Source organism: Streptomyces sp. NPDC001401 (assembly GCF_042895385.1).
GTDB lineage: Bacteria > Actinomycetota > Actinomycetes > Streptomycetales > Streptomycetaceae > Streptomyces.
The window spans coordinates 821750-846994 of sequence record NZ_JBIAWI010000002.1 but is presented as its reverse complement, the minus strand read 5'-3'; the positions used below and the strand labels follow the sequence as shown (position 1 = coordinate 846994).

Genomic DNA, 25245 nt, shown 5'->3' with positions numbered 1-25245 from the left:
ACCGGAGACTTTCGTCGCGGGCGCCCGACGGCCGGCGGACTTCCGTCGGGCACGACTCGCCCCGCGGCCGATGTCTGTGGGGGGTCCGCGGGGCGAGGGTCATGGCATGAAGCAGCTGCTGGAGTTACTGGGATTCATCGCCCTGGTGCAGGGCGTGCTGGGCCTGGTGCACGAGTTCACCCACTGGCATGTGGGCCTCGTGCAACGGCTCGGCTTCCTCGACGGCTACGGGGTCTACGCGAGCGTCGCCCTGGTGGTGCTGGCGTTCGCGCTGTTCGCCGCCGCGGAGAGCCGGAAGTCCGGATGAGCGCGGACCGGACTTCCGGCTGGTCGCACCGTTCCCTCGGCGACCGTGATCGCTTGGGCCCTTTCGCTGCGGAAAGGAGCTCACCTTCGCTTCGGAAGGAGAGCGGCTGAGCGGGGGAAGTCGCTCAGCAGCCGAAGTCGACCAGGTCGAACGTGGCGTAGTGGTCCGAGGTGTAGTAGTCCTCCTGGGTCTCCTCGCCGGTCACGATGCGGCGAGCTCCGCGCGTAGACGAACCGGGCGTGATGACCGTGTACTCGTGGTAGTACCCGGACGACTGGCTGGGCAGGACGCCTTCACGGTTCGAGAAGACGGTGCCGTCCTGCGAGTACGGGTACGGCCCGCCCTGCGCGATCAGGTCGAGGGTGTCGTGCGCCTGGGAGGGCAGGGCGCTGTAGCAGATGCTGCCGACGGAGTCGGCGGCGGCGTCCGCGGTGGTGGCGGTGACGGCGCCGCCCACGAGGAGGGCGGACAGAAGAGCGGCTGCGGCGCCGATGCGAGTGGCGCGGGTGTGGGGGAAAGTCATGCCCTCATGATGACGCGCGTAGACAGTGGCATGTCAATGTCAAGTCCGGAGATTTTCCCGTCAAGTCCGATGAGTTTTCCGCAAGTTAACTTGCGGCCCCGCGTCCCCACGCGGTGCCCACAAGCACCAGCGCGCACCGCCCGCCGGGCCGAGGGCCCCGAGCCGTTCCCCACCGAGCGCGATGCCGGCCGCGGCACACGGACAGGAACGGCAGCCCGGGCTTACCGACGCGGTGATCTTCGGCTAGGCGTTTTCGGGGAGCTCGTACGAGCCGTACTCGGGCCGTCCGGCCAGGTCGTACGACTGGATGGAGACCCCGGCGGGGGTGATACGGCCGCCCGTGCGGCGGAACCTGGTCGGTACGGCGCCCTCCACGAAGAAACGGAGGCCGGTGCCGAGCACGACCGGGAACGTCACCAGGTGGAGGGTGTCGACGAGGTCGAGCGCCAGCAGGGACTGGACGAGGGCGCCGCTGCCGTGCACCTGGAGCTCGCCGTCGGTGCGCTCCTTGAGGGCGGTGACCTCCTTGGCGAGGTCGCCGCTGATCACGGTGGTGTTGGCCCACTCGGGGTCGGTGAGGGTCGACGAGGCGACGTACTTCGGGAGGGCGTTCAGTTTGCCGGCGATGAGGTTGTCGGGGTTGGTCACCTTCGGCCAGTACGAGGCGAAGATGTCGTACGTGCGGCGGCCGAGGAGGAACGCGGCGGGGCGTTCGAAGACCTCGTTGACGAACCGGCCGAAGTCGTCGTCGCCGTAGACGAAACTCCAGCCGCCGTGCTCGAAGCCGCCCCGGGTGTCCTCCTGGGGGCCGCCCGGTGCCTGGTAGACGCCGTCGAGGGTGACGAAGATCGTGGAGACGAGCTTGCCCATGGTGGGTGCCTGCTTTCCGGGTGCGGGGTCTGTTGTCATCACCTCAGACCCCGCGGGCGCCCGCAACTCATCGGTCGGTCGTACGTCGCCTCACCCGGCGTGCGTCGAGAACAGGCCGCCCGTCGGGCCCTGTTTGTCGCCGCCCTGGGCCTTCTTCAAGGCGTTCGCCAGGCTCTCGATGGTGAGGGACTGCAGGATCACCCGGCCGTTGCCCTCCAGGGTGGCCAGGGACAGGCCCTCGCCGCCGAAGACGGCGTTCATCATGCCCTGGCGGTTGAGGCCGCCGATGCGCTGGACGCCGTACTGGATGCCCTCCTCGAAGGCGACGACGCAGCCCGTGTCGACCTCGATGCGGCCGCCGAAGTCGGCCGGGTTGAGGTCGATGAAGTTGCCGGCGCCCGCGATGATCACGGTGCCGTGCCCGGTGAACTTCTCCAGGATGAAGCCCTCGCCGCCGCTCATGCCGGTGCGGCCGCCCTGGAAGGCGATGCCGAAGTCGACGGTGGACTCGGCGGCCACGAAGGCGTCCTTCTCGGCGAACCACGCGCGCGTGCCGTCGAGTTCCAGGGCGCGCATCTCGCCGGGGAGCACGCCCGCGAAGCCGACGGTGCCTTCGCCGCCCTGAGCGCTGAAGTACTGGAACGCCATCGACTCGCCCGCGAGCATGCGCTGGCCGACCTGCATGGCGGTGCCCATGGCCTGGCGCAGCATGCCGCCCATGCCGCCGCCTCCGCCGCCGCCCTGGGACTGGCCGCCGTTGTTCGACGGACCGGAGAGGCGGGTCTCCATGGTCACGTTCGTCGTCTTGAACAGGAACTTTCCGGCCTCGCAGTACACGGTCTGGCCGGGGCGCAGGTTGACGACCGCCATCTGCATGGCGTTGCCGACGATCTCTTGCTGAAGGGTCACGCGGGGAGAACGTCGGAGGCGGAGCAAAGAGTTCCGGCGACTTTCGGCCGCGCGAGGTGGGTGTCCGTTCGCCGCCAGCACGCGCGTGTGCCGGCCGCTGGGATGGACCCATGACAACGACTTACGGAACCCTGAACGGCAAGGCGGCCCTGGTGACCGGCGGCAGCCGCGGCATCGGTGCGGCGACGGCGCTGCGGCTCGCCCGGCAGGGCGCGGACGTGGCCGTCACCTACGTGAACGGCAAGGAGGCCGCCGAAGACGTCGTGCGGCGGATCGAGGCACTGGGACGCCGGGCGGTGGCCCTGCGCGCGGATTCCGCGGACGCGGACGAGGCGGCAGGGGCGGCGGAACGTACGGCTCAGGCGCTGGGCGGGCTCGACGTGCTGGTGAACAACGCGGGGGTGGGCGTACTGGGTCCGCTGGAGGGCCTGTCCCTCACCGACGTCGACCGCGTCCTGGCAGTGAATGTGCGCGGGGTGTTTCTGACCTCGCAGGCGGCGGCCGCACGGATGCCGTCCGGCGGGCGGATCATCACGATCGGTACGTGTATGACTCAGCGTGTGCCGGGGCCGGGCGGAACGCTGTACGCGACCAGCAAGGCCGCGCTGATCGGCCTGACGAAGGCACTGGCCCGGGAGTTGGGCGGGCGGGGGATCACGGCGAACATCGTGCATCCGGGGCCGATCGACACGGACATGAATCCGGCGGACGGACCATCTGCCGCCGACCAGGCGGCGATGACGGCGGCGGGCCGTTTCGGGGCGGCCGACGAGGTGGCGGCGATGGTCGCGTATCTGGCGGCTGCCGATTACGTCACAGGAGCGGAGTTCGCGGTGGACGGGGGGTATGCGGCGTGACGGTCAGGTGAACGTCTCTCTGACCTGGTGCAGGTAGCTGAAGTCGTGGTCCTCGCGGGCCCGGGCAAGGGGGCGGATCTCGCGGGTGGCCACGTTCAGTGCGATGCTGCCCACGGCCCCCAGGGCCCAGCTCAGACCGGGCTGCACCACTCCACCGGCCGCGGCGGCCAGACCCACGGTCGCCATCACCGACCGTTCCACCCAGGCCATACGGCTGCTCTTCGCCGCCTTGCGGTAGCTCTCGACGGACTGCTCGATCTCGCGGCGCAGCTGGGCCAGGATGTCGGCCGGGTGCTCGTAGTCGCGGCGGAGGGCACCGAGCAGTCCGTGCAGGGCTCGCATCAGCCGGTCGCGTTCGTCCTTGTGATTCCTGCGGAAGGTGAGCACCTTGGCGGTCTCAGTGCCAGGAGCGGGAACGGGCAGGAGCCGGCCGAGTTCCACTTCCCAGGCGGGCACGGACAGCATGCCCGCGCTCAAGGACAGGCGGTGGGCGTCCGGGCGGTCGGTGTACGGGGTGTACGACTCGTTGGCGTTCCGGGCGAGTTCGCGCGCCATGGCGCCGACGACGACTTCCTGGACCCGGTGCGGCACGCCCACCGTCCAATGGCGCTCGTCCCGCGAGGTGGCCAGACGGAGCCGCTGCAGTTCCCCGGGCAGCCAGCTGCTCATCTTCGACTCGTAGAGGAACGACTCCGGTGGAGACGACACGCGAGGCCGGTCGGGACCGACCGCCAGGCGCCGCAGCTCGTGCCTCAGTGCCAGGGACGCCGCACACCGCTGTTCCTCGGCAGCCAGCCAGGGGCGGATGTCGTCGGGATCTCTGAGGATGTCCATGTACTCCCCTGTCAGCCCCAGGGGTTTGTACAGGCCGAGGTCCCGCAGATCCTTCAACTCCGGGGAAACGGCGGCCTCGTAGACCCGAGGATCCACGGGTACGACCGAGCCGATGCCGTCCCAGTACAGCAGCGCCTGATGGAGCACCTCCGTCGGTGGCTTCACCAGCGGGTAGTAGAGCAGAACCGCCATCGCGCCTCCCCGTGAACACCCCGTTCACCACGGGGTGTTCACGGTAGCGCAGGTCAGCCGCCCAGCTCCTGGTGGCGGATGGAGAGACGGTTCGCCCCCTGCTCCGTCAGGGATCCGTGCAGCCGCAGGCGCGAGATGCCCCCGTCGGGGTAGATGTCCACGCGCGCGTGCGTGCCGACCGCCGGGGTCGGGAGGACGAAGCGGTGGTTGGTGTCCGGCTGGAGGCGGGTGCGCGGGAGGACCTCGGTCCACTCGCCGTCGTCCCCGTCCTTCACCGACACCGAGGCCCAGCCCGCACTGTTGCCCTTCAGGTACGCCGTGTCGATCTCGATCGCGCGGATCTGGGACTGGGCCGCCAGGCGGTAGCGGATCCAGTCGTTGCCCTGGTCGCGGCGGCGGCGGGTCTCCCAGCCGTCGTCCATCTTGCGGGAGCGGCCCGGCTGGATGGTGTTCGTGGCCGGGGAGTAGAAGAGGTTGGAGGCGTCCTCGGCCTGGCCGCCGTTCTCCAGGGCGACGACGTCGAAGGTGCCCAGCGTGGCCAGCCACTCCGGGTCCGGGACGACCTCGCCGTACACCCGCAGACGCGCGATGCCGCCGTCGGGGTGCTGGTTGACGCGCAGGTGGGTGAAGCGCTGCTCGACCGGGACGGCGAAGCCGTTGGCCGCGTGGCCGCCGACCGGGGTGCGCGGGACGAGGGTCGTCCACTTCACGTCGTCGCCGAGGAGCTCCTCCGGAGAGGGGGAACCCGGCACCGATGTGCCCTCGACCGACACCGCCTGGGGGTAGTTGCCGCGGAAGTGGGCCGTGTCGACGACGATCCCGCGGATCACTCCGGGCGCGCCGAGGCGGACCAGCGCCCAGTCGTGGTCCTCGGCCGTGGGCCACGGGTGGTCGGCCGAGGCGCCACGGCGGCGGCGCGTCTCCCAGCCGTCCATGATCTTGCCCTTGTGCCCGAAGTGCTCGGGGTCGAACTCGGCCCGCTCGGGCACCAGCAGGTTCTCGCGCTGGGCGAAGAACTCGTCGTTGGCGGCGATCACGCCGGCACCTAGGCGCCGGTCGGCGAGGTTGGCGTACTGGGTGAAGGGGAAGTCGGCAGTGCGGTAGTCCGCGTACGGGTCACCGCCTCCGTACGGGTTCGCGTCGCCGGTGAAACTGGGTATCGCCGTCACGGTGATCAGATCGTCCTTTCGGGGTCGGCCGCTGCGGGTGCGGGAGAGTCGGTCAGTGGTCGCGGGTGAGCAACTGCCCCTTCGGCTCGGTGAACTCGCCGTCCGCCACGATGCGTTCGCCGCGCAGCCAGGTCGACTTCACGACGCCGTACAGGGTCTTGCCCGCGTACGCCGTCACGCGGTTGCGGTGCTGGAGGGCCGCCGGGTCCACGGTGAACGTCTCGTCGGGCGCGAGGACCGCGAAGTCGGCGTCACGGCCGGCCTCGATGGCTCCCTTGCGCGTGTCCAGCCCGACGAGTTCCGCCGTACGCGAGGACATCCAGCGGACCACGTCCTCCAGGCCGTGGCCCCGCCTGCGCGCCTCCGTCCACACCGCGGCCAGGCTCAGCTGCAGTCCGGAGATGCCGCCCCAGGCGGTCGCGAAGTCGTCCGTCTTCAGATCGGCCGTCGACGGGGAGTGGTCGGTGACCACGCAGTCGACGGTGCCGTCCGCCAGCGCCTGCCACAGCAGGTCCTGGTTGGCGGCCTCGCGGATGGGCGGGCAGCACTTGAACTCGCTTGCGCCGTCCGGGACTTCCTCGGCGGTGAGGGTGAGGTAGTGGGGGCAGGTCTCGACCGTGATGCGTACGCCCTCCGCCTTCGCCTCGGCGATCAGCGGGAGCGCGTCGGACGAGGACAGGTGGAGGACGTGCACGCGCGCACCCAGCCGTTTCGCCTGGGCGATGAGCTGGGCGATCGCCGTGTCCTCGGCGTCGCGCGGGCGGCTGGCGAGGAAGTCGGCGTACTTGGGGCCGCCCTGCTGCGGAGCCGCGTCGAGGTGGTGCGGGTCCTCGGCGTGCACGATCAGCAGGCCGCCGAAGGAGGCGATCTCGGCCAGGGACTGGGCGAGCCGCTCCTGGTCGAGGTGCGGGAACTCGTCCACACCCGAGGGCGACAGGAAGGCCTTGAAGCCGAAGACGCCGGCCTCGTGCAGCGGACGCAGGTCCTTGACGTTGTCGGGCAGGGCGCCGCCCCAGAAGCCGACGTCGATGTGGGCCTTGTCGGCGGCGACGTCCTTCTTGGTACGGAGGTTGTCGACCGTCGTGGTCGGCGGGAGGGAGTTGAGCGGCATGTCGACGAGGGTGGTGATGCCGCCGGCCGCGGCCGCGCGCGTGGCGGTCCAGAAGCCCTCCCACTCGGTGCGGCCGGGGTCGTTGACATGCACGTGCGTGTCGACCAGGCCGGGCAGCAGGACGTCGTCGCCGAGGTCCTCCAGGCGGGCGTCGGCGGGTACGTCGGCGTCGTACGGGAGTACGGCCGTGATCCTGCCGCCCGCGACCGCGACCGTGGCGGGACGCGTTCCCTCGGGTGTGATGACGCGCGTCGAGCGCAGCACCAGTTCTACGTCGGACACCCGGACCCCTCTCAGCCGCCGCGTTTACTTCCACGTAACGGAATTCAACTTTCTGTTGAAGGAGTCTTCACTCCCGCTTCCGTGCCGTCAAGGGCACACTTCTCCACAGTGCACCCCCTGCCTCCACTCTGGACGTTTCCACAAAGCGGAATTAGAATTCCAGCAAGCAGAACGTAGCTACGCACAAGCAGGGAGTCAACCGACCGGCGGGTAGGCTTCTGCCCTTCCCGCCAGTCCCGAAAGGAACGCGCCGTGCCGACGTCCAGCGCCAGCACCACCGACTCCGCGAAGTCCGCCAGCGGCGGAGTCCAGTCCCTCGAGCGCGCCTTCGACCTGCTCGAGCGGATGGCCGACGCGGGCGGCGAGGTCGGACTGAGCGAGCTCTCCGCGAGCAGCGGGCTGCCGCTGCCCACCATTCACCGTCTGATGCGCACGCTCGTGGCCTGCGGATACGTCCGCCAGCAGGCCAACCGCCGGTATGCGCTCGGCCCGCGCCTGATCCGCCTCGGCGAGTCCGCAGCCCGGCTGCTGGGCACCTGGGCCCGCCCCTATCTGGCCCGCCTGGTCGAGGAGACCGGCGAGACGGCGAACATGGCGCTGCTCGACGGCGACGAGATCGTGTACGTCGCCCAGGTGCCGTCCAAGCACTCGATGCGGATGTTCACCGAGGTCGGCCGACGGGTGCTCCCGCACTCCACGGGCGTGGGCAAGGCCCTGCTCGCGAACACCCCGGACGACGAGGTGCGCGCCCTGCTCTCCCGCACCGGCATGCCCGCCGCGACGGAGAAGACGATCACCACACCGGAGGGCTTCCTGGCCGCCCTGGAGGACGTACGCCGGGCCGGCTACGCGGTCGACGACAACGAGCAGGAGATCGGGGTGCGCTGCCTCGCCGTCTCCGTGCCCAACTCCCCCACCGCCGCCGCCATTTCGATCTCCGGTCCCGCGGGCCGGGTCACGGAGGCGGCGACGGACAAGATCGTGCCGGTGCTGCAGCAGGTGGCGGCGGAGCTGTCGGAGGCACTCGCGACCTCGGGGCCCGCCGCCTAGGCGCTCCGCCGGCAGAGCGGCGAGAACCCGCGGTCCGGTGGGGGCTGGTCGCGCCCACGCGGCGGAGCCGCACATCAAGAACAGCGCCGCGCCCCTTGAGGGCGCGGTACCGCACCGGACCTCGCCAAGGCCACCCGGACCGAAGACCTCCGCGAAAGGCCACTCAGCGGCGCGGCGGCTCCCCGAACAGGTCCACCGCGCTGCGCACGTCCGACAGCCCCCTGGCCAGCGCGCTCACGGACCCGATCGCCCCGGCGATCAGCAGCAACGAGCGGCGCAGGCGGGGGATTTCGGGGGAGCCGTCGATCGTCATCGCGGCGAGGGCGGCGAGTTCGTCCTCGGCTATGCCGCGGTCGGGGAACTCGGCCGGGTGCGCGGCGAGTTCGCGGCGCAGCCGGGACACCGCGGTCCGCAGTTCCGCCACCCTCGGGTCCTCGTCGCTGCCGGTCACTGGCCTCTGCCCCAAGCTCCGCAACACAGCTCTCCCCCTCGCACGCCCTCGTGCGCAGTCTCTTCGTACTCCCGCAGTGCAGCCCCGTGGCGTTGGTCGGGCGCCGGGGGACGCGGGTCAGTAAACGCCACCCGATGCCGGGTGCGCCACTCCGCGGACGGAAATTCAGCCCCTGGAAACCAGGCACCCGCCCGGGCGTCAGGTATGCAGGACGCATGACGGAGAACGAACAGCAGGTGGCCGGGCTGGTCCTCGCCGCCGGCGGCGGGCGACGGCTCGGCGGGCGCCCCAAGGCGCTGCTTCAGCACCATGGACGGCCGCTCGTCGAGCACGCGGTCGGCGTGCTGCGCGCGGCGGGCTGCACCCGCGTCCATGTGGTCCTGGGGGCGCGGGCCGACGCCGTACGGGAGCGGGCGGAGCTGGCGGGGTGCGTGCTCGTGGAGAACCCGGAGTGGGAGCAGGGCATGGGGACCTCGCTGCGGGCCGGGCTGGACTCGCTCGCCGGGACGGGGGCCCGCGCCGCCCTCGTCTCGCTCGTCGACCAGCCGGGGATCGGCCCGGAGGCGGTGGGGCGGGTGCTGGCCGCGTACCGGGACGAGACGTCCCTCGCCTCGGCCGCCTACGACGGGGTACGCGGCCATCCCGCCCTCTTCGGCAGCGCCCACTGGACGGGCATCGCCGAGACCGCGACCGGGGACCGTGGGGCCCGCGCCTACCTCAAGGCGCACGAGTCGGCGATCACGCTCGTCGAGTGCGGGGACGTGGCGCAGCCGTACGACATCGACACGGAAGCCGATCTGGTCCACCTTGAATGAACCTTGAGTGAGCGGGGTGGCACTGAGCGCCACCTTCCCTCGACCCGGAGAATCTCGATATCAACAAACCATTGAAGTTCCACAATGAGGAAACTAGTATCCACTGTTCAGAAGCGCCCTACCGCTCCAGGGGCGCCCCTCGCCGTACCCGGTTCGACTGGCACCCGGTGCCACCGCTGAAGGAAGTGACAGCTCATGTCCGCACCAGCGCCGTCCCCGCTGGCCATCGTCGACGCCGAGCCGCTGCCGCGGCAGGAGGAGGTCCTCACGGAGGCGGCCCTGGCCTTCGTGGCCGAGCTGCACCGACGGTTCACGCCCCGGCGTGACGAGCTCCTCGCCCGCCGCGCGGAGCGCCGCGCCGAGATCGCCCGCACCTCCACGCTCGCCTTCCTCCCGGAGACGGCCGCGATCCGCGCGGACGACTCCTGGAAGGTGGCCCCCTCCCCCGCCGCCCTGAACGACCGCCGGGTGGAGATCACCGGCCCTACCGACCGCAAGATGACCATCAACGCCCTCAACTCGGGCGCCAAGGTCTGGCTCGCGGACTTCGAGGACGCCTCCGCGCCGACCTGGGAGAACGTGGTCCTCGGTCAGGTCAACCTGGCCGATGCCTATACGCGCAACATCGACTTCACGGACGAGAAGTCGGGCAAGTCGTACGCCCTGCGGCCCAATGACGAGCTCGCCACCGTCGTCATGCGCCCGCGCGGCTGGCACCTGGGCGAGCGGCACCTGGTGGACGAGAACGGCGGCCAAGTGCCGGGCGCCTTCGTCGACTTCGGCCTGTACTTCTTCCACAACGCCCAGCGCCTGCTGGACCTCGGCAAGGGCCCGTACTTCTACCTCCCGAAGACGGAGTCGCACCTGGAGGCCCGCCTCTGGAACGACGTGTTCGTCTTCGCGCAGGACTACGTCGGCATCCCGCAGGGCACCATCCGCGCCACCGTCCTGATCGAGACGATCACGGCCGCGTACGAGATGGAGGAGATCCTCTATGAACTGCGCGACCACGCCTCGGGGTTGAACGCCGGCCGCTGGGACTACCTGTTCTCCATCGTCAAGAACTTCCGTGACGGCGGCGCCAAGTTCGTCCTCCCGGACCGCAACGCGGTCACGATGACGGCCCCCTTCATGCGGGCGTACACCGAACTCCTCGTCCGCACCTGCCACAAGCGCGGGGCGCACGCGATCGGCGGCATGGCGGCGTTCATCCCCTCTCGCCGGGACGCCGAGGTCAACAAGGTGGCCTTCGAGAAGGTCCGCGCCGACAAGGACCGCGAGGCCGGCGACGGTTTCGACGGCTCCTGGGTGGCCCACCCCGACCTGGTCCCGATCGCCATGGAGTCCTTCGACAGGGTCCTGGGCGACAAGCCGAACCAGAAGGACCGCCTGCGCGAGGACGTCCATGTCGAGGCCGCCGACCTCATCGCCGTCGACTCGCTCCATGCCAAGCCGACGTACAACGGCCTGATCAACGCCGTCCAGGTCGGCATCCGTTACATCGAGGCCTGGCTGCGCGGCCTCGGCGCGGTCGCCATCTTCAACCTCATGGAGGACGCGGCCACGGCCGAGATCTCCCGCTCGCAGATCTGGCAGTGGATCAACGCGGGCGTCGAGTTCGAGAACGGCGAGAAGGCCACCCCGGAGCTGGCCCGCAAGGTCGCCGCCGAGGAACTCTCCGACATCCGCCAGGAGATCGGCGAGGAGGCCTTCGCGGCCGGACACTGGCAGCAGGCCCACGACCTGCTGCTCCAGGTCTCCCTCGACGACAACTACGCCGACTTCCTCACGCTGCCCGCCTACGAGCAGCTCAAGGGCTGACCTATTTCTGTTCCTGCGACGGTTTGTCCGAGTGGCCCAGGGACCTTCCCGGGGCCACTCGGTCGCGTACGGCCTGCTTCACGGCCGTCGGCTCCGGGAAGCCCTGTTCGCGGCGGTCCCAGACCACCTCGTCGTCGACCCGGACGACGAAGACACCACCGGTGCCGGGCTTGAGCGACAGCTCGGTCAGCTCCGCCTCGAAGGTGGTGAGCAGCTCCTGTGCCAGCCAGGCCGCGCGGGGCAGCCAGCGGCACTGGGTGCAGTACTCGATCTGTACGACGGGACTCATCCGAGGTGCACCGACCAATCCTGTTCCGCCGCCGGTTTGCCGTGCAGGTCGGGGACCTGCTTGAGCCACTTCGGCCGGCCTTGCTGTGTACGTGCCGCGCGGAGGGCCTCCTCGGCGGCGAGTTCCTCCCGGGTGGGGAAGTCGGTGGGGAGCCAGGCCTCGGAGGCCTGCACGCGCGCGTGGAGGTAGTCCACGTACGCCGTCCGGATGTCGTCCGGGGTCGCGAAGCCCTCCTCTCCGAGCAGCCAGGCGTCGGGGACCTCCGCCGCGATGTCCCGCAGCAGCTCCCGCGTCACCTTCGGCGCCAGCTCCGCGTCGGCCGCCCGTACGTCGGGGGCGTAGTGGCCGAGGGCGTGATGCCGGAAGTCGTAGCGCTTCGCGGGATCCGACCCGTCCCAGCGGTGGTGGAAGACGAGGGCAGCTCCGTGGTCGATCAGCCACAGGCGTGGGGGCGCGATCCCGAGCGTCGGCCAGACCATCAGGTTCGAGCTGTGGATCGTGCGGTCCACGTTCACGGTCAGCGCGTCGAGCCAGACGATCCGGCCCGCCTCCAGCGCATCGACCGGGAACGTCTTCGCGACCTCCGGGGTGAAGTCCCGTGCCCCCGGCAGATAGTCCATGCCGAGGTTGATCCCCGCGCTGGCGCTGTGGAGTTCCCGTACCTCCTGGTGGGGCTCGCCGTCGGCGATCGCCGGGTCGAAGTGCACGAGGACCAGTTCGGGGAAGCGCAGCCCGAGCGCGCGGGCCAGTTCGCCGACGATCACCTCGGCGACCAGCGCCTTGCGGCCCTGCGCGGAGCCGGTGAACTTCACGACGTACGTGCCCAGGTCGTCGGCCTCGAAGACTCCGGGTACGGAGCCGCCGGACCGCAACGGGGTCACGTATCGAACAGCAGTCACATCGCGCAGCACACCCGCCAGGGTAAGTCAGCGCTCACCGGGCCAGCGGGTTGGGCAGCGGCAGATAGCGGGCGTCGGCGCCGTCCGCGCCCGTCCAGCGCAGCAACAGGTTCGTCTTGCCGGGGAGGGTCGGCGCGGTGAGCAGGGCGGCGGTCTCGGGGAGGTCGTGGCGGGCGAGTTCGCGGCGTGCGGCGGGCCAGGGATCGAGGCCGGGGTGCCGGTCGGCCAGGGCGCCGGCGACCTCGGTGAGGTGGTTGACGACCAGGCAGTACACCAGCCGTTCCCATCCGGCCTCGCGCTCCACGTCCGGCAGCAGCTTCACGCCCTCGGCGTCCCGGAACAGCGCCTGCACCGGGATGCCGTCCGCGTCGACGGCGACCAGCGTGTTCTGCAGGTGTGCCTCCAGTACGACGCCGTGGTCGGCGAAGGCGGCCAGCGCAGGGGGTACGACGGCCCTCAGATACGCCTCCCACCAGGCCCCCGGGTCGGAGGTCCCGTCGAGCGGGTTGCCCGCGAACCCCTCCACCAGGCCCGCGGCGAGCAGCGGGGTCGCGCCGGGCAGCAGATGGCCGTGCAGTCCGTCGCGGACCAGGACGGCGAGCTCCTCGAAGGCGAAGCCGGCGGTGCGGTAGCCGCGGTCGCCGAGCCAGGCCGCCGGGCCGTCCATCGCGGCGAAGGCGGCGGCCGCCGCCCCATCCGTCCGGCGCAGTTTCAGCAGGTCGTGGCGCCACAGCCGCCGGATGTCGTTGGTGATGCGGACGTCGAGGCTGAACTTCAGGAACAGGTCGCGCCCGGGGGCGTAGAGGGTGCGGATCGCGGCCGTGGGCCAGGCCTCGAAGCCGGTGGTGCCCAGCCGGACCAGTCGGCCGTCGGCGAAGGCGGGCGCGAGGTCCACGAGGTCCAGCTGCCAGGGGTGGGCGGGCAGCAGCCGGTAGCCGGGCGGGGCCTCGCCGAGGGTGTCCAGCGCCGCGGTGTCGCCCTCCTCGACGACCAGGTCCTCGCGCACGCCCAGCAGCACCAGCGGCAGGCGGGCGTACGCCTCGGGGGCGTACGGCAGCCAGCCGGCGACCGGGCCGCCGCCGCGCGCCTTGGGGGCCGGGTGGTAGGGGTGGCCGGTGATCAGGGACTGCTCGGAGCGCTGGTACGGGTCCTCGGGCGCCGTCGCCCTGGCGCGGGCGGCGAGCAGCGCGGCCACCGCGTCGCGGCTGTCGATCATCTCGGCGGGGAGTTCGTGGTTGGACAGGCCCGTGTGGCGGCGCAGTTCCTCGCCGACGAGCTTGACGAGTTCGGTGTGGCCGATGTGGTGCCAGTGGCCCGCCGACAACACCTCGGGCTCTGCCGGCCGCCGTTCGCCACGGACGCGCAGCAACCGGTCCACGCCGGGCAGCCGGTACGTGCGGTGCTCGCCGGCCCGCTCGACCGGCTCCGCCACCTCGCGCAGCAGACAGTTGAGGAGCGGTGCGGCCGCGTACGCATCGGCGCGGCAGGCGAGGTCGTCACCGGTATGCGGGGGGATGAGATCCACGCGATCCACTCGTTCCCTGAGGTCCGTTCGGGCGGAGACGATCAGTATGTATGCCGTCACCTCCCGTCCGTGACGCCCTACTCGTACCCGAGGAGCCCGCCCGTGCACCGTCCCCACCCCGCGGAGGCCGAGGTCGCCGACGAGCTGGCCGCCGTACGCCCCGCGCTTCTGTCACGGTACGCGGCCGAGCTGCCGGGTGCCCGGGCGGCCGTGCTGACCCGGCTGTGGCGTGCGCTCGCCCATGAGCCGCTGCCGTGGATCACCGGCCGGGATCCCGGCCCGGAGGGGCTCACCCTGCGCCTTCGCGACGGGCGGCGGCTGCACGGGCCGGCCGCGGACCCGTACGCCACCGCCGCGTACGTCACCGCCGTACGCCTCGACAGCGTGGCGTACGACCATCCGGCGCGGCTCATGACGGACCTCGCGGTACCGCACTGCGTCGGCTTCGCGGCCGAACTCGGCCACAGCGTCGCCTCGTTGGCGCTGTCGCGGGCCGATCAGGCGCCCCGGACGAAGGACCCGCAGGAGTGGCCCGCGGCCGACTGGGAGTGGGAGCAGCGGGTGGTCGACGGGCATCCGTACCACCCGGGCTGCCGTTCCCGGCCCGGTTTCTCGGTGGCCGAGCAACTTGCCTACGGGCCCGAGCACCGGCCCCGGGTCGAGCTGGGGATGCTGCCGGTGAGGGTGGACGAGTGCCTGGTGACGGGGGTGTGGCCGGACAACATGCGGGACGGGGAGCGGCTGTTGCTCCCCGTGCACCCGTGGCAGGCGGCGCATGTGCTCAAGCGGACCTGCGAGGAGAGGCTCACCGCGCACCCGCTGATGTCCCTGCGCACGCTTGCGCTCTCGGGCGGGCCGCACGTCAAGACCGCGCTGAGCGCCCGGCTGACGTCCTCGGTGCGGGACATCTCGCGCTACTCGATCGCGCTGTCGGCGACCTTGTCGGCCTTCGCCCAGTCACTGGCGGCGCGCGCCGACGGCCTGCTGCACGTCACGCGCACATTGGGTGCGGCCACGGCCGAATCCGCCGACCTCGCCGCCGTGTTGCGGGAGTCGCCGCAGACGTACGCCTCGACGGCGCGCGGCGAGCGGGTCATGCCGGTGGCCGCGCTCGCCACCACCGCGCTGCCCGAATCCCCCGCCTGGCTCGCCGACTTCACCCGCCTCACCCTCACCGTCGGCCTGCGCCTGCTGGAGCTGGGAGTGGCCCTGGAGGCGCACGGCCAGAACCTCCTGGTCGTCCTCTCGGCGACGGGTGCCCCGCTGCGGCTGGTCTACCGCGACCTCGCCGATATCCGCGTCAGCCCGGCGCGGCTGGCCCGGCACGGCATCCCGGTCCCGGACCTGTCCGGACGGATCGTCACGGACGACGTGACGACGCTGCGGCGCAAGCTGTTCGGGTCGCTGGTGGCGGGCGCCCTCGCCGGTACGGCGGGTTCGGCGCCGGCGCTCGGGACGGCGCTGGAGACGGCCGTACGGGATCTGCCGCGCACCCCCGACCTGCTCGCGCTGCTCGAAGAGCCGCTGCCCGCGAAGGCGCTGACGCTGATGCGGATGTCGCCCGGGACGCCCGGGGACCAGTGGGCCCGGCTGCCCAATCCGCTGCGCCCGCAGGCCCGCTGACGCTCGTTTTGGAGCGCGGCACCTCTGATCAATAAGATCCGCCGATGATCAGAAGACAACGGCTGGCGGCAGGGGTGTGCGCCCTGCTCGCCGCCCTGGCGGCCGGGATCGCGTTCCCGGCCGCGGCGACCGCCGGCGAACCCACGGGCGAGGCCACCGCGAAGGTCGATCTCGTCCTCGACGTCAGTGGTTCCATGCGGGCCCGGGACATCGACGGCGGGACCCGGATGGCCGCGGCGAAGCAGGCGTTCAACGAGGTCCTCGACGCGACGCCCGAGGAGGTCCAGCTCGGCATCCGCACGCTCGGCGCCAACTACCCGGGCAACGACCGGAAGACGGGCTGCAAGGACACCGCGCAGCTCTACCCGGTCAGCACGCTGGACCGCACCGAGGCGAAGACCGCGGTGGCGACCCTCTCGCCCACCGGCTGGACCCCGATCGGCCCCGCCCTGCTGAAAGCGGCCGACGACCTGGACGGCGGCACCGGCTCCAAGCGGATCGTGCTGATCAGCGACGGCGAGGACACCTGCGCCCCGCTCGACCCGTGCGAGGTGGCCCGCGAGATCGCCGCCAAGGGCATCGGGATGACGATCGACACGCTCGGTCTCGTCCCGAACACGAAGATGCGCAAGCAGCTCAGCTGCATCGCGGAGGCGACCGGCGGCACATACACCTCGGTCGAGCACGCCGACGAACTCACCGACAAGGTCAACCAGTTGGTGGACCGGGCGGCCGATCCGGTCGTCACCCCCGTCGCGACGCAGGGCACGGACGTGTGCTCCGGCGCGCCGACTCTCAAGTCCGGTCTGTACACGGACCGCGAGGAGTTCGGGCAGGAGCGCTGGTACCGCGTGGAGGTCATGGCGGGCCAGGAGCTGCGCGCCTCGGTGAGCGTGGCGGCCGACCGGTCCGTCAACCCCGGCTACGGGACGCTGCTGCGGGCCGTCACCGTGCACGGCCGCGAGATCGTCCGCGGAGAGGCCGCGGGCAACGGGCGTACGGACGTGGTCTCCACCGGGCTGCGGTACCCGAAGCCCGAACGGGACGACGACGACAGCGACAAGCCGGCCGCCGAAACCGTCTGCCTCCAGGTCACCAACTCCTTCTCGGCGGCCCCCGGTGTGAAACCCACGCCGGGTCTGCCGCTCGAGCTCACCGTGGACGTGGTCGACGGTCCGTCGCAGGCGGGCGACGTGGCCTCCTTCGGCCTCGGCCGCGGCTGGTGGCTGCTCGGCGTACTGGTGCTGGTCGGCTTCCTGGCCGGTCTGATCTGGGGCTGGCTGTCGCGCTGGCGGGTCGCGGTCTGGAGGACCAACTGATGCGGATCACCCATGTGTTGAGCGCGGCCCTGCTGATGCTGGGGCTTGCGGCCGCTCCCGCGGCGGCCGATTCCTCGCCGTCGCCCAGCGCCTCCGACGGCAGCTCGGCGCCGACCGCGGCGGGTACGTCCTTCCGTACGGCGACCGAGATCGAGCAGGGGCAGCAGGCCACGGCGAGCGGCTCCACGGGCGACTACCTGTACTGGTCGTTCCCCGCGGACGCCGGTCAGCGCCCCACCGTCAAGGCGACGGTGAAGCTTCCGGACACGCATGCCGCGCAGACCTGGCAGATCGACGTCTACGACGGACTGCGGCGCCGCCAGGCCTGCCAGTACGGGGCGCAGACGCGCACCGCGGCCCAGGGCTCGGCCTCGGTCGACCTGGCCTGCACCCTGCGTACCGTGCGCGCCTGGTCGGAGTCGTGGGCCAATGACCCGCTGCCGGGGACGTACTACATACGGCTGACGGTGGTGAACCTGGCGACGGCCGACCTCGGCCAGCCGGTCCGCGCCTCGGTCCGGGTCGACTCCAAGGACATCGGCGGCTCGGCGGCCGTGGACGGCTCGCTGGCGAAGCCGCTGGTGCCGGGCATCGCGGTGACGTCCAAGTCCCAGTCGGACGAGGGGGATTCGTCGAAGTCCGCCGTGCTGTCGAGCATCGAGCCCGAAGACGGCTGGGCGTCCGGCTGGTGGTCGGACCGGTGGGTGTGGACTGCGGTGGGCGCGGTGCTGGCCGCACTGGCAGGCATCGGCGGGTATGCGCTGACGCGGGGGGCGGGACGGCCCACGCGGGTGCCGCCGGGCGCCTGACGCTCCGAGAGAAGGCCCGCTTTCGGCGGGCCTTCTGTCGTCTCACGCCTCGCGCAGCGCCTTCGCGAGGGTGCCGTCGCCGGTGACACCGACCCGCCCGTGCCACACCGCGTCGGTCAGGCTCAGCTCCCCGCGCGCGACGGCCGCAGCCGTCTCGGCGTCCAGGACCAGCCGCGCGTCGGGCTCGCCGGGAGCGGGCCCGTCGCCGTACAGCGGCCCGTCCTCAGCACCGACGTGCAGATGGAAGTCCCCTTCCTCCAGCCGGACTTCGACGAGCCCCTCCCCCTCCAGCGAGCGCAGCAGGGGCAGCGCGAACCAGTGGGCGCGCAGGGCGTCCGTGGGCCGCCGCTCGCCCAGCTCGCCCTGGCCCCACAGGCTGAGCGCCTGCAGCACGGGCAGCAGCTCCCGCCCGCGCGGGGTCAGTTCGTAGACGTACGCCGCGCCGGGCGGCGGCAGCCGGCGCCGCGTCGACAGCCCGTCCCGTTCCATGTCCTTGAGCCGTGAGGCGAGCACGTCCGTGCTCACGCCGGGCAGGTCCGCGTGCAGATCCGTGTAGCGGCGCGGTCCGGCCAGCAGCTCCCGGACGATCAGCAGGGTCCAGCGGTCGCCGACGAGGTCGAGGGCGCGGGCGGCGGAACAGTACTGGTCGTAGCTTCGGCGTGGTGACATGCGACGCAGTCTAGACAAGTTGTTGGACTTTCCAAGCTCGAACTTGGTAAAACCAAGCAACACACGAAACCGGAGGGGCGAGCGCGCATGGAGTTCCGGCAGTCGAACAAGCTCAGCGAGGTCTGTTACGAGATCCGCGGCCCGGTGATCGAGCACGCCAACGCGCTGGAGGAGGCGGGCCACAGCGTGCTGCGCCTGAACACCGGCAACCCCGCCCTGTTCGGCTTCGAGGCGCCGGAGGAGATCCTCCAGGACATGATCCGGATGCTGCCGCAGGCGCACGGCTACACCGACTCGCGCGGCATCCTCTCCGCCCGCCGGGCCGTGGCCCAGCGCTATCAGGAGCGGGGCCTGGAGGTCGGCGTCGACGACGTGTTCCTGGGCAACGGCGTCTCCGAGCTGGTCTCGATGGCCGTACAGGCGCTGGTCGAGGACGGCGACGAGATCCTGATCCCCGCCCCGGACTTCCCGCTGTGGACGGCCGTGACGACCCTCGCGGGCGGCAAAGCGGTGCACTACCTCTGCGACGAACAGTCCGACTGGTACCCGGACTTGGCGGACATGGAGTCGAAGATCACGGACCGCACGAAGGCCGTCGTGATCATCAACCCGAACAACCCCACCGGCGCGGTCTACCCCAAGGAGATCATCGAGGGCATCCTCGACCTCGCCCGCCGGCACGGCCTGATGGTCTTCGCCGACGAGATCTACGACCAGATCCTCTACGACGACGCGGTCCACCACTCGGCCGCGGCCCTCGCCCCCGACCTGGTGGTCCTCACCTTCTGCGGCCTGTCGAAGACGTACCGGGTGGCCGGCTTCCGCTCGGGCTGGCTGGTGGTCACCGGCCCGAAGCAGCACGCGCGCAACTACCTGGAGGGCCTGACGATGCTGGCCTCCATGCGGCTGTGCGCCAACGCGCCCGCCCAGTACGCCATCCAGGCCGCGCTCGGCGGCCGCCAGTCGATCCGCGACCTGACCACACCGGGCGGCCGCCTCCACGAACAGCGCAACGTCGCTTGGGAGAAGCTGAACGAGATCCCGGGCGTGTCCTGCGTGAAGCCGAAGGGCGCGCTGTACGCGTTCCCGCGCATCGACCCCAAGGTGCACAGGATCCACGACGACGAGAAGTTCGTCCTGGACCTGCTGCTGCGCGAGAAGATCCAGGTCGTGCAGGGCACGGGCTTCAACTGGCCGACACCGGACCACTTCCGGATCCTGACGCTTCCGTATGCGGACGATCTGGAGGCGGCGATCGGGCGGATCGGACGGTTCCTCAGCGGGTACCGGCAGTAGCGGGCTCCTAGCCTGAGAGGCATGAGCGATGTCTTCCTCGTCCGGCACGGTGAGACCGAGTGGTCGCGGTCCGGGCGGCACACCGGCTGGACCGACGTCCCGCTGACCGAGCGCGGCCGTGCGGAGGCCCGGCGGCTGGTGCCGCTGATCCGCTCGCACCGGATCGCGGCCGCGTTCGTCAGTCCGCTGGAGCGGGCACGGGAGACGGCGGAGCTGATCGGGCTGCAGGACGTGCGGGTCGACCCGGACCTGCGGGAGTGGGACTACGGCGGCTACGAGGGGATCACGACCGTCGAGATCCAGCGCACCCGGCCGGACTGGTTCCTGTTCCGGGACGGGGTGGAGCCCGGGCCGCCGGACCATCCCGGGGAGACTCCCGAGCAGGTCGGCGAGCGCGCGGACCGCATGCTGGCCAAGGTGGACGCGGCACTCGCCAACGCCGAGGGGGCCGTGGTCCTCGTGGCGCACGGTCATTTTCTACGGGTGCTGACGGCCCGGCGGCTGGGGCTGCCGCCCTCGGGCGGGGCCCTGTTCCAGCTGGCCACGGGGACGGTGTGCCGGCTGGGGACGGAGCACGGGCGGCCGGTGATCGCGGGGTGGAACGTGCGGCCCGGGGCGTGAGCTCCGGGACACGGGCCGCACCGACTGTCAGACCCGCGTCGTAGCCTTCGGAGGAGGTGGGAACCGGGGGCCCGGCGACGGGAAGGAGCATGCCGTGACACGAGCGCCGACCGCCGCGCAGCGGCGTGTGATCGATGCCGCCGATCCTGTGACCGGGCGGCTGAGGGGTACGGAGGCGCAGCTGGCGGCGCTGGTGAAGTGGGGGTTCGCCTTCCGGCATCCGCGGCCTCCGCACGACCACTTTCTGACGCCGGCCGGGCACCGGATACGGGAGGCCGAGGAGCCGGGGACGCCTGCGCCCGGGCCTGATCCTGGGCCTGGGCCCGCGACACCCGCCGCCACCGGTGTGTTCGCCGCGCGCGTCGGCGGTGAGGAGGAGCCGCCGGACACCGGCCCCGCCCGCGCGCGCGAGGTGCGCAGCGCCTGGCAGGGGTTGCTGGAGCTGCGGCGGATGACCAATCCGGACGGGGCCGTGGACCGGCCGTGCGGCTGGGAGCGTACGCATCTGGTGCAGGCTGCCGCGCTCGCCCTGGAGGCGGCCGGTCACCGCCCTGCCGGTGCGGACCTGGTCGGGTACCGGGTGCGTGCCACCCCGCAGCCGGAGGCCGTCGCCGTGCACGAGCCGGATCCGGGGGCGCTGCGGGCCTGCGCGGCCACGCTGGAGGCGGCGGGATGGCAGGTCGGCGAGCACAACGACGCACGTTCCAGGGCGCGTTATGTGCTGGCATCGCCCCGCCGGGCATAGCGAGGCATGCCAAGATCGGTCGGTCACATCGTCCATCAGTGCGAGCTGTACGAGGAGAGAAAGCAGTGACCGAACCGTTTTCCGTCCCGGTGACCGTGCGCGGGTACGAGACCGATGTGCTGGGGCACCTCAACCAGGCCGTGTACCTCAACTACGCGGAGCACGCCCGCTGGTCCTTACTGCATGCGGCCGGGATGACCCAGGCGACCCTCCTGGCCAGGGGCGTGGGCCCGGCGGCCCTGTCGACCACCCTGCACTTCAAGCGTGAGCTGGTCGCCGGCGACGAGATCGAGGTGACGTGCGCGTTCGAGTGGGGCGGCGGCAAGACGTTCCACATCGAGCAGACGATACGGAAGGCCGACGGCACGGTGGCGGCAGAGGTCACCGCGGTCGTCGGCCTGATGGACCTGAAGCAGCGGCGGCTGGTGCCCAACCCGCGGGAGTTCTTCAAGGAACTGTCCACGGACCCGGCGCTGTTCGGGCTGTAGCAACCCGCGCGGCCTACGCGTCCAACAGCTCCGGGCTGTGCTCACCGTCGTAGGCCGCGCGGGACTCCGCGATGTAGACGCGGTTGCGTTCCGCCCAGTCGGTCAGCCGCTGCAGGGTCTCGTGCAACTCACGGGCAACCGGGGTGAGTTCGTACTCGACCTTCGGCGGGACCGTCGGGTGGACGGTGCGGGTGACGAGGCCGTCGCGCTCCAGGTTGCGCAGGGTGAGGGTCAGCATGCGGCGGCTGATGCCCTCGATGCTGCGCTCCAGTTCGGTGAACCGGATGGGGCCGTGCGCGGCGGCGACGAGGATCTGCACGCTCCATTTCCCGGAGACCCTGTCAAGAACTTCACGGACCGGGCACGCGTGCGCGTTCACGACCTGGGCGGTAACACCGGTGTTCCTCTGGGACATTGGGCTGCCTCCTTACGGCGCCCTCCATGGTCACTCACGATGGACTCCGTTACAAGTCGTGCACCTATGGTTCCCATGGAGAATACGGAGGCCACGCCGCCATGACGGCCCTCATCGAGTCCTCGACGCGTTCGCCGCGCCGCACCCGGCGAACGTACTCCCGCTGGGCGTCCCTCGTCGTGCTGTGCGCCGGGGCGCTGATGACGATTCTGGACGGTTCCATCGTCACCGTGGCGATGCCGGCCATCCAGAGCGACCTCGGCTTCAGCCCGGCCGGACTGGCCTGGGTCGTCAACGCGTACCTGATCCCGTTCGGCGGGCTGCTCCTGCTGATCGGGCGGCTGGGCGATCTGCTGGGCCGCAAACGGATGTTCACGGCCGGGCTCGCCGTCTTCACCGTGGCGTCCGTGCTGTGCGGGACGGCGAACAGCCAGGGCCTGCTGATCGCCGCACGAGCCGTGCAGGGCGTCGGCGGGGCGATGGCCTCGGCGGTGGTGCTCGGCATGCTGGTGGCACTGTTCCCCGAGCCGCGCGAACAGGCGCGCGCCATCGCCGTGTTCAGCGCGGTCGGCTCGGTGGGCGCGACGCTGGGCACGTTCCTCGGCGGGGCGCTCACCGAGGCCCTGAGCTGGCACTGGATCTTCCTGATCAACCTGCCGATCGGCATCGTCGCCTGGCTGGCGGCGCTGCGGGTGCTGGCCCCGGAGCGCGGTGCCGGCCTCGGCAGCGGGGCCGACTACCCGGGAGCGGCACTGGTCACCGCCGCGCTGATGCTCACGGTGTACGTCATCGTCGGCTCCGGCAGCCGCGGCGCGACCGCGACGCTGCTCCTGGCGGCGTTCGCCCTCGCCCTCTTCGCGGGCTTCGCCGTGCGCCAGATGCGGACCACCGACCCGCTGCTGCGGCCGAGGTTGTTCCGATCCCGTGTGCTCACCGGCGCGAACACCGTCCAGATCCTGATGATCGCGACGATGTACGGCTTCCAGTTCATCGGCGCGCTCTACATCCAACGCGTCCTGGGCTTCGGCGAGTTGGCGACCGGCTTCGCCTTCCTGCCCGCCCCCGTCGCGATCGGCGTGCTGATGATGAGCCTGTCCGCGCGGGCGATCGGCCGCTTCGGGGCGTACCGGGTGCTGCTCGCCGGGCTGGTGCTGATCACCGTCGGTATGGCGCTGCTGAGCCGGGCTCCCGTGCACGGCTCGTACGTCACCGACGTGCTGCCTCCGATGCTCCTGCTGGCCGCCGGGTTCGCCGCCGCGATGCCCCCGCTGACCGGGCTCGCCATGTCGGGGGCGCGGGAGGAGGACGCGGGGCTGGCGTCCGGGCTGTTCAACACCACGCAGGTGGTGGGGGGTTCACTGGGCCTGGCCACGTTGTCGACGCTGGCGGCGAGCCACACCGCGGGGCTGCTCGGCCGGGGTGCGCAGCTGGTACCGGCCACGGCACAGGGGTATCAGCTGGCGTTCCGGGTGGCGGCACTGGTCGCGGCGGGGGCGCTGATACTGGCGGCGGCCGTGCTCAGGACCCGTACCGAGCCGGTACGTGACTGACGGCCGCCGCCAGGTCTCAGCCGGCCGGTGCGAAGGCGTCCCGGTGGTCCTCGGCCCACTGCCGGTACGTCCGCGCCGGCCGGCCGAGGACCTCCGGCACGTCCTCGGTGACGATGTCGTTGCCGCCCTCCTGGATGAACCGGGCGGCGGCCATGAGGCTGTCCGCGTACGTTTCGCCCAGGCCGGCCGCGAGCAGCTGTTCGCGGCGTTCCTCCGGCGAGAGGTCGTGGAGCGGCACCGCACGGCCGAGGACCTCGCCGAGGACGGCGGCCTGCTCGTGGGCGCTGAGGGTCTCGGGACCGGTCAGGGTGTACGTGCGTCCCGCATGCCGGGGGTCGAGCAGCGCGGCCACGGCGATCTCGGCCACGTCCCGCGGGTCCACGACACCCTGCCTGCCGTCGCCCATCATGTTCGGCGCGGGCGTGCCCTCGCGGATCGCCGCGGCCCAGTTGAGGGTGTTGGAGGCGAAGGAGGAGGGGCGCAGGACCGTCCACTCCAGGCCGCTGTCCCGCACGGCCTCCTCGCCGGGCATGTGCCAGGTCGCGAACACCCCCAGCTCGGGGTCGCCCGTGCCGATCGAGGAGAGCTTCACGATCCGCCGTACTCCCCCAGAGGGGGTACCCCCAGCGGCCCGCGCCGCCGCCACCAGCCCGCGGTCGTGCTCGGCGTCGTCCGGCCCGAACACACCCACCAGGAAGGCGGCCTCGACGTCCGCCATCGCGGCCTCGACCGAGGCCCGGTCGCGGTGGTGGCCCGGCACGGTCTCCACTCCGGACGGCACCCGCGCCTTCGCCGGGTCCCGGCTCAGGGCGCGGACCTTCTCGCCGCGCGCCGCGAGCTGTCGTACGACTTCACTGCCGATGGTGCCCGTGGCACCCGTCACAAGGATCATGTCCACCAGGGTGGGCGCCGGACGGCCCGGATCTCTTGGAAATTCCGGCACGGTTCCGGGGCCCGGGCGGCCGTGCGGCGCGCTTACGGTGGAGGGGTGACGAACATCGTGTCCCGAGAGGTCCTGCCCACGCCCGAGGTGCTGCGCCCGTGGATCGCGGGCATCGGGTCCGTGTGGGTCGGTGACGTGCCGTCGGAGCCCTTCGTCCATCTCCCGGAGGCCGCCACCAAGGTGGTCGTGCGCACCGGGGAACACGGCACGCGCAGCGCCCTGGTCGTCGGCCCGCGCGCCCGCGCCTCCTACCACCGGGGCAAGCGCCGCGCCTCCTGCGTGGAGCTGCGGCTCGCGCCCGGCACCGTCCGCCCCCTGCTCGGCATCCCGGCCGTCGACCTCGTCGGCCGTGCGGTGCAGCTGGCCGAGCTTCCGGACCCGTTCGCACGCCAACTGGCCGAAGCACTGCGCCGGTTGGAGCCCGAGGAGGCCCTGTCCCATCTCGCCGACGTGCTCCCCGAACGACTCGCGGCCGCCACGGACCCTTCCCGCACCGAACTGGTGCGGGCGGGCGTCGACGCCATGTCGGTCCGCACCGGCCGCACGCCCGCCCAGGTGGCCGAGGTTGCCCGTGAACTCGCCGTCAGCGAGCGGCAGTTGCGCAACCTGTTCACCGAGGGAGTCGGCCTCTCCCCCAAGCACTACGCCCGGATCAACCGCGTCCGTACGGTGCTGGATCACGCGGCGACCCGCCCCTGGGCCGACCTGGCCGCCTCGACCGGCTACTACGACCAGTCCCACATGACGACCGACTTCCGCACCCTGATGGGCGTACCGCCCCGCTCGTACTTCACCGGCCGTCTGCCGGACGCGACGCCCTGCCAGGCGATCCGCCGGGGCTGAGTCCCGTCCGCCGGGACGGA

Annotated in this window: 27 protein-coding genes; 14 read left to right on the top strand and 13 right to left on the bottom strand. The window is 71.5% G+C overall.

Annotated elements, in window-relative coordinates; all coding sequences use genetic code 11:
- Window positions 1-106: 106 nt before the first annotated feature.
- Window positions 107-307, top strand: coding sequence for a hypothetical protein (locus ACFY10_RS11380; RefSeq protein WP_390664814.1), 201 nt, complete (start codon window positions 107-109; stop codon window positions 305-307).
- Window positions 308-431: 124 nt separating this feature from the next.
- On the opposite strand, the gene ACFY10_RS11375 is transcribed toward ACFY10_RS11380, so the two are convergent.
- From ACFY10_RS11375 to ACFY10_RS11365, 3 genes are all read right to left on the bottom strand, one after another.
- Window positions 432-830, bottom strand: a complete 399-nt coding sequence (locus ACFY10_RS11375; protein WP_390664813.1) for a ribonuclease domain-containing protein — start codon at window positions 828-830, stop codon at window positions 432-434.
- Between the two features lie 243 nt (window positions 831-1073).
- A complete protein-coding gene (locus tag ACFY10_RS11370; RefSeq protein ID WP_390664939.1) occupies window positions 1074-1700 on the bottom strand; it encodes a dihydrofolate reductase family protein in 627 nt (208 codons plus the stop codon).
- 90 nt (window positions 1701-1790) lie between these two features.
- The gene (locus tag ACFY10_RS11365) at window positions 1791-2609 is read right to left on the bottom strand and encodes an AIM24 family protein (protein WP_390664812.1); all 819 of its coding nucleotides are present in this window, start codon (window positions 2607-2609) and stop codon (window positions 1791-1793) included.
- 110 nt (window positions 2610-2719) lie between these two features.
- Between ACFY10_RS11365 and ACFY10_RS11360 the strand changes: the two genes are divergently transcribed.
- Window positions 2720-3466, top strand: a complete 747-nt coding sequence (locus tag ACFY10_RS11360; RefSeq protein WP_390664811.1) for an SDR family oxidoreductase — start codon at window positions 2720-2722, stop codon at window positions 3464-3466.
- Window positions 3467-3469: 3 nt separating this feature from the next.
- Here the strand turns inward: ACFY10_RS11360 and ACFY10_RS11355 are convergent, their stop codons facing one another.
- From ACFY10_RS11355 to allB, 3 genes are read right to left on the bottom strand one after another with little or no spacing between them, the layout of a single operon-like run.
- Entirely contained in the window at window positions 3470-4492 is a 1023-nt protein-coding gene (locus ACFY10_RS11355) for a DUF6236 family protein (protein WP_390664810.1), read from the bottom strand.
- Between the two features lie 53 nt (window positions 4493-4545).
- Window positions 4546-5661 (bottom strand): allantoicase, encoded by a 1116-nt coding sequence (gene alc / locus ACFY10_RS11350; RefSeq protein WP_390664809.1) that lies wholly within the window; start codon window positions 5659-5661, stop codon window positions 4546-4548.
- A gap of 52 nt (window positions 5662-5713) precedes the next feature.
- Entirely contained in the window at window positions 5714-7054 is a 1341-nt protein-coding gene (gene allB / locus ACFY10_RS11345) for an allantoinase AllB (RefSeq protein WP_390664808.1), read from the bottom strand.
- A 252-nt stretch (window positions 7055-7306) separates the two neighbouring features.
- On the opposite strand from allB, the gene ACFY10_RS11340 reads away from it, so the two are divergent.
- The gene (locus ACFY10_RS11340) at window positions 7307-8104 is read left to right on the top strand and encodes an IclR family transcriptional regulator (protein WP_390664807.1); all 798 of its coding nucleotides are present in this window, start codon (window positions 7307-7309) and stop codon (window positions 8102-8104) included.
- Between the two features lie 163 nt (window positions 8105-8267).
- Here ACFY10_RS11340 and ACFY10_RS11335 read toward each other — a convergent pair whose 3' ends face one another.
- Window positions 8268-8555 carry a DUF5955 family protein gene (locus ACFY10_RS11335; RefSeq protein WP_365834311.1) on the bottom strand — a complete coding sequence of 96 codons (288 nt, stop codon included), beginning with the start codon at window positions 8553-8555 and terminating at the stop codon, window positions 8268-8270.
- 215 nt (window positions 8556-8770) lie between these two features.
- On the opposite strand from ACFY10_RS11335, the gene ACFY10_RS11330 reads away from it, so the two are divergent.
- Window positions 8771-9370, top strand: a complete 600-nt coding sequence (locus ACFY10_RS11330) for an NTP transferase domain-containing protein (RefSeq protein WP_390664806.1) — start codon at window positions 8771-8773, stop codon at window positions 9368-9370.
- Window positions 9371-9565: 195 nt separating this feature from the next.
- Entirely contained in the window at window positions 9566-11191 is a 1626-nt protein-coding gene (aceB, locus tag ACFY10_RS11325; RefSeq protein ID WP_390664805.1) for a malate synthase A, read from the top strand.
- A gap of 1 nt (window position 11192) precedes the next feature.
- Here aceB and ACFY10_RS11320 read toward each other — a convergent pair whose 3' ends face one another.
- From ACFY10_RS11320 to ACFY10_RS11310, 3 genes are read right to left on the bottom strand one after another with little or no spacing between them, the layout of a single operon-like run.
- Window positions 11193-11480, bottom strand: coding sequence for a SelT/SelW/SelH family protein (locus tag ACFY10_RS11320; RefSeq protein WP_390664804.1), 288 nt, complete (start codon window positions 11478-11480; stop codon window positions 11193-11195).
- Entirely contained in the window at window positions 11477-12391 is a 915-nt protein-coding gene (locus tag ACFY10_RS11315; protein ID WP_390664803.1) for a HipA family kinase, read from the bottom strand. Before ACFY10_RS11315 ends, ACFY10_RS11320 begins: the two co-directional genes overlap by 4 nt.
- Before the next feature lie 22 nt (window positions 12392-12413).
- The gene (locus ACFY10_RS11310; protein WP_390664938.1) at window positions 12414-13913 is read right to left on the bottom strand and encodes an IucA/IucC family protein; all 1500 of its coding nucleotides are present in this window, start codon (window positions 13911-13913) and stop codon (window positions 12414-12416) included.
- 93 nt (window positions 13914-14006) lie between these two features.
- Here ACFY10_RS11310 and ACFY10_RS11305 point away from each other — a divergent pair, with 93 nt between their 5' ends.
- Genes ACFY10_RS11305 through ACFY10_RS11295 form a run of 3 tightly spaced genes read left to right on the top strand, consistent with a single transcriptional unit; the run spans window position 14007 to window position 17655 of the window.
- Entirely contained in the window at window positions 14007-15527 is a 1521-nt protein-coding gene (locus tag ACFY10_RS11305; protein WP_390664802.1) for an IucA/IucC family protein, read from the top strand.
- Window positions 15528-15571: 44 nt separating this feature from the next.
- Window positions 15572-16846 carry a VWA domain-containing protein gene (locus ACFY10_RS11300; protein ID WP_390664801.1) on the top strand — a complete coding sequence of 425 codons (1275 nt, stop codon included), beginning with the start codon at window positions 15572-15574 and terminating at the stop codon, window positions 16844-16846.
- Complete coding sequence (locus ACFY10_RS11295; protein WP_390664800.1) at window positions 16846-17655, top strand: hypothetical protein; 810 nt, start codon at window positions 16846-16848, stop codon at window positions 17653-17655. The genes ACFY10_RS11300 and ACFY10_RS11295 overlap by 1 nt, the downstream gene beginning before the upstream one ends.
- A gap of 42 nt (window positions 17656-17697) precedes the next feature.
- Here the strand turns inward: ACFY10_RS11295 and ACFY10_RS11290 are convergent, their stop codons facing one another.
- Entirely contained in the window at window positions 17698-18324 is a 627-nt protein-coding gene (locus tag ACFY10_RS11290; protein WP_390664799.1) for a winged helix-turn-helix transcriptional regulator, read from the bottom strand.
- A gap of 87 nt (window positions 18325-18411) precedes the next feature.
- Here ACFY10_RS11290 and ACFY10_RS11285 point away from each other — a divergent pair, with 87 nt between their 5' ends.
- The 4 genes from ACFY10_RS11285 (at window position 18412) to ACFY10_RS11270 (ending at window position 21474) form a co-directional block, all read left to right on the top strand.
- Window positions 18412-19620 carry a pyridoxal phosphate-dependent aminotransferase gene (locus ACFY10_RS11285; protein ID WP_390664798.1) on the top strand — a complete coding sequence of 403 codons (1209 nt, stop codon included), beginning with the start codon at window positions 18412-18414 and terminating at the stop codon, window positions 19618-19620.
- 21 nt (window positions 19621-19641) lie between these two features.
- Entirely contained in the window at window positions 19642-20241 is a 600-nt protein-coding gene (locus ACFY10_RS11280) for a histidine phosphatase family protein (protein WP_390664797.1), read from the top strand.
- Window positions 20242-20335: 94 nt separating this feature from the next.
- The gene (locus ACFY10_RS11275; protein WP_390664796.1) at window positions 20336-20986 is read left to right on the top strand and encodes a hypothetical protein; all 651 of its coding nucleotides are present in this window, start codon (window positions 20336-20338) and stop codon (window positions 20984-20986) included.
- Window positions 20987-21051: 65 nt separating this feature from the next.
- Window positions 21052-21474, top strand: a complete 423-nt coding sequence (locus ACFY10_RS11270; protein ID WP_275781274.1) for a thioesterase family protein — start codon at window positions 21052-21054, stop codon at window positions 21472-21474.
- A gap of 13 nt (window positions 21475-21487) precedes the next feature.
- Here the strand turns inward: ACFY10_RS11270 and ACFY10_RS11265 are convergent, their stop codons facing one another.
- A complete protein-coding gene (locus ACFY10_RS11265; RefSeq protein WP_123968340.1) occupies window positions 21488-21889 on the bottom strand; it encodes a helix-turn-helix domain-containing protein in 402 nt (133 codons plus the stop codon).
- Between the two features lie 101 nt (window positions 21890-21990).
- Here ACFY10_RS11265 and ACFY10_RS11260 point away from each other — a divergent pair, with 101 nt between their 5' ends.
- The gene (locus ACFY10_RS11260; protein ID WP_390664795.1) at window positions 21991-23439 is read left to right on the top strand and encodes a DHA2 family efflux MFS transporter permease subunit; all 1449 of its coding nucleotides are present in this window, start codon (window positions 21991-21993) and stop codon (window positions 23437-23439) included.
- A gap of 16 nt (window positions 23440-23455) precedes the next feature.
- On the opposite strand, the gene ACFY10_RS11255 is transcribed toward ACFY10_RS11260, so the two are convergent.
- Complete coding sequence (locus tag ACFY10_RS11255; RefSeq protein ID WP_390664794.1) at window positions 23456-24331, bottom strand: SDR family oxidoreductase; 876 nt, start codon at window positions 24329-24331, stop codon at window positions 23456-23458.
- A gap of 96 nt (window positions 24332-24427) precedes the next feature.
- Between ACFY10_RS11255 and ACFY10_RS11250 the strand changes: the two genes are divergently transcribed.
- The gene (locus tag ACFY10_RS11250; RefSeq protein ID WP_390664793.1) at window positions 24428-25225 is read left to right on the top strand and encodes a helix-turn-helix domain-containing protein; all 798 of its coding nucleotides are present in this window, start codon (window positions 24428-24430) and stop codon (window positions 25223-25225) included.
- Window positions 25226-25245 lie beyond the last annotated feature (20 nt).

What these genes read in the sequence shown, in the direction of transcription:
- ACFY10_RS11380 (WP_390664814.1), top strand. Translation starts at nt 107, where the DNA reads ATGAAGCAGCTGCTGGAGTTACTGGGATTCATCGCCCTGGTGCAGGGC.
- ACFY10_RS11375 (WP_390664813.1), bottom strand. Translation starts at nt 830, where the DNA reads ATGACTTTCCCCCACACCCGCGCCACTCGCATCGGCGCCGCAGCCGCT.
- ACFY10_RS11370 (WP_390664939.1), bottom strand. Translation starts at nt 1,700, where the DNA reads ATGGGCAAGCTCGTCTCCACGATCTTCGTCACCCTCGACGGCGTCTAC.
- ACFY10_RS11360 (WP_390664811.1), top strand. Translation starts at nt 2,720, where the DNA reads ATGACAACGACTTACGGAACCCTGAACGGCAAGGCGGCCCTGGTGACC.
- ACFY10_RS11355 (WP_390664810.1), bottom strand. Translation starts at nt 4,492, where the DNA reads ATGGCGGTTCTGCTCTACTACCCGCTGGTGAAGCCACCGACGGAGGTG.
- ACFY10_RS11330 (WP_390664806.1), top strand. Translation starts at nt 8,771, where the DNA reads ATGACGGAGAACGAACAGCAGGTGGCCGGGCTGGTCCTCGCCGCCGGC.
- aceB (WP_390664805.1), top strand. Translation starts at nt 9,566, where the DNA reads ATGTCCGCACCAGCGCCGTCCCCGCTGGCCATCGTCGACGCCGAGCCG.
- ACFY10_RS11320 (WP_390664804.1), bottom strand. Translation starts at nt 11,480, where the DNA reads ATGAGTCCCGTCGTACAGATCGAGTACTGCACCCAGTGCCGCTGGCTG.
- ACFY10_RS11300 (WP_390664801.1), top strand. Translation starts at nt 15,572, where the DNA reads ATGATCAGAAGACAACGGCTGGCGGCAGGGGTGTGCGCCCTGCTCGCC.
- ACFY10_RS11295 (WP_390664800.1), top strand. Translation starts at nt 16,846, where the DNA reads ATGCGGATCACCCATGTGTTGAGCGCGGCCCTGCTGATGCTGGGGCTT.
- ACFY10_RS11290 (WP_390664799.1), bottom strand. Translation starts at nt 18,324, where the DNA reads ATGTCACCACGCCGAAGCTACGACCAGTACTGTTCCGCCGCCCGCGCC.
- ACFY10_RS11285 (WP_390664798.1), top strand. Translation starts at nt 18,412, where the DNA reads ATGGAGTTCCGGCAGTCGAACAAGCTCAGCGAGGTCTGTTACGAGATC.
- ACFY10_RS11280 (WP_390664797.1), top strand. Translation starts at nt 19,642, where the DNA reads ATGAGCGATGTCTTCCTCGTCCGGCACGGTGAGACCGAGTGGTCGCGG.
- ACFY10_RS11265 (WP_123968340.1), bottom strand. Translation starts at nt 21,889, where the DNA reads ATGTCCCAGAGGAACACCGGTGTTACCGCCCAGGTCGTGAACGCGCAC.
- ACFY10_RS11260 (WP_390664795.1), top strand. Translation starts at nt 21,991, where the DNA reads ATGACGGCCCTCATCGAGTCCTCGACGCGTTCGCCGCGCCGCACCCGG.
- ACFY10_RS11255 (WP_390664794.1), bottom strand. Translation starts at nt 24,331, where the DNA reads ATGATCCTTGTGACGGGTGCCACGGGCACCATCGGCAGTGAAGTCGTA.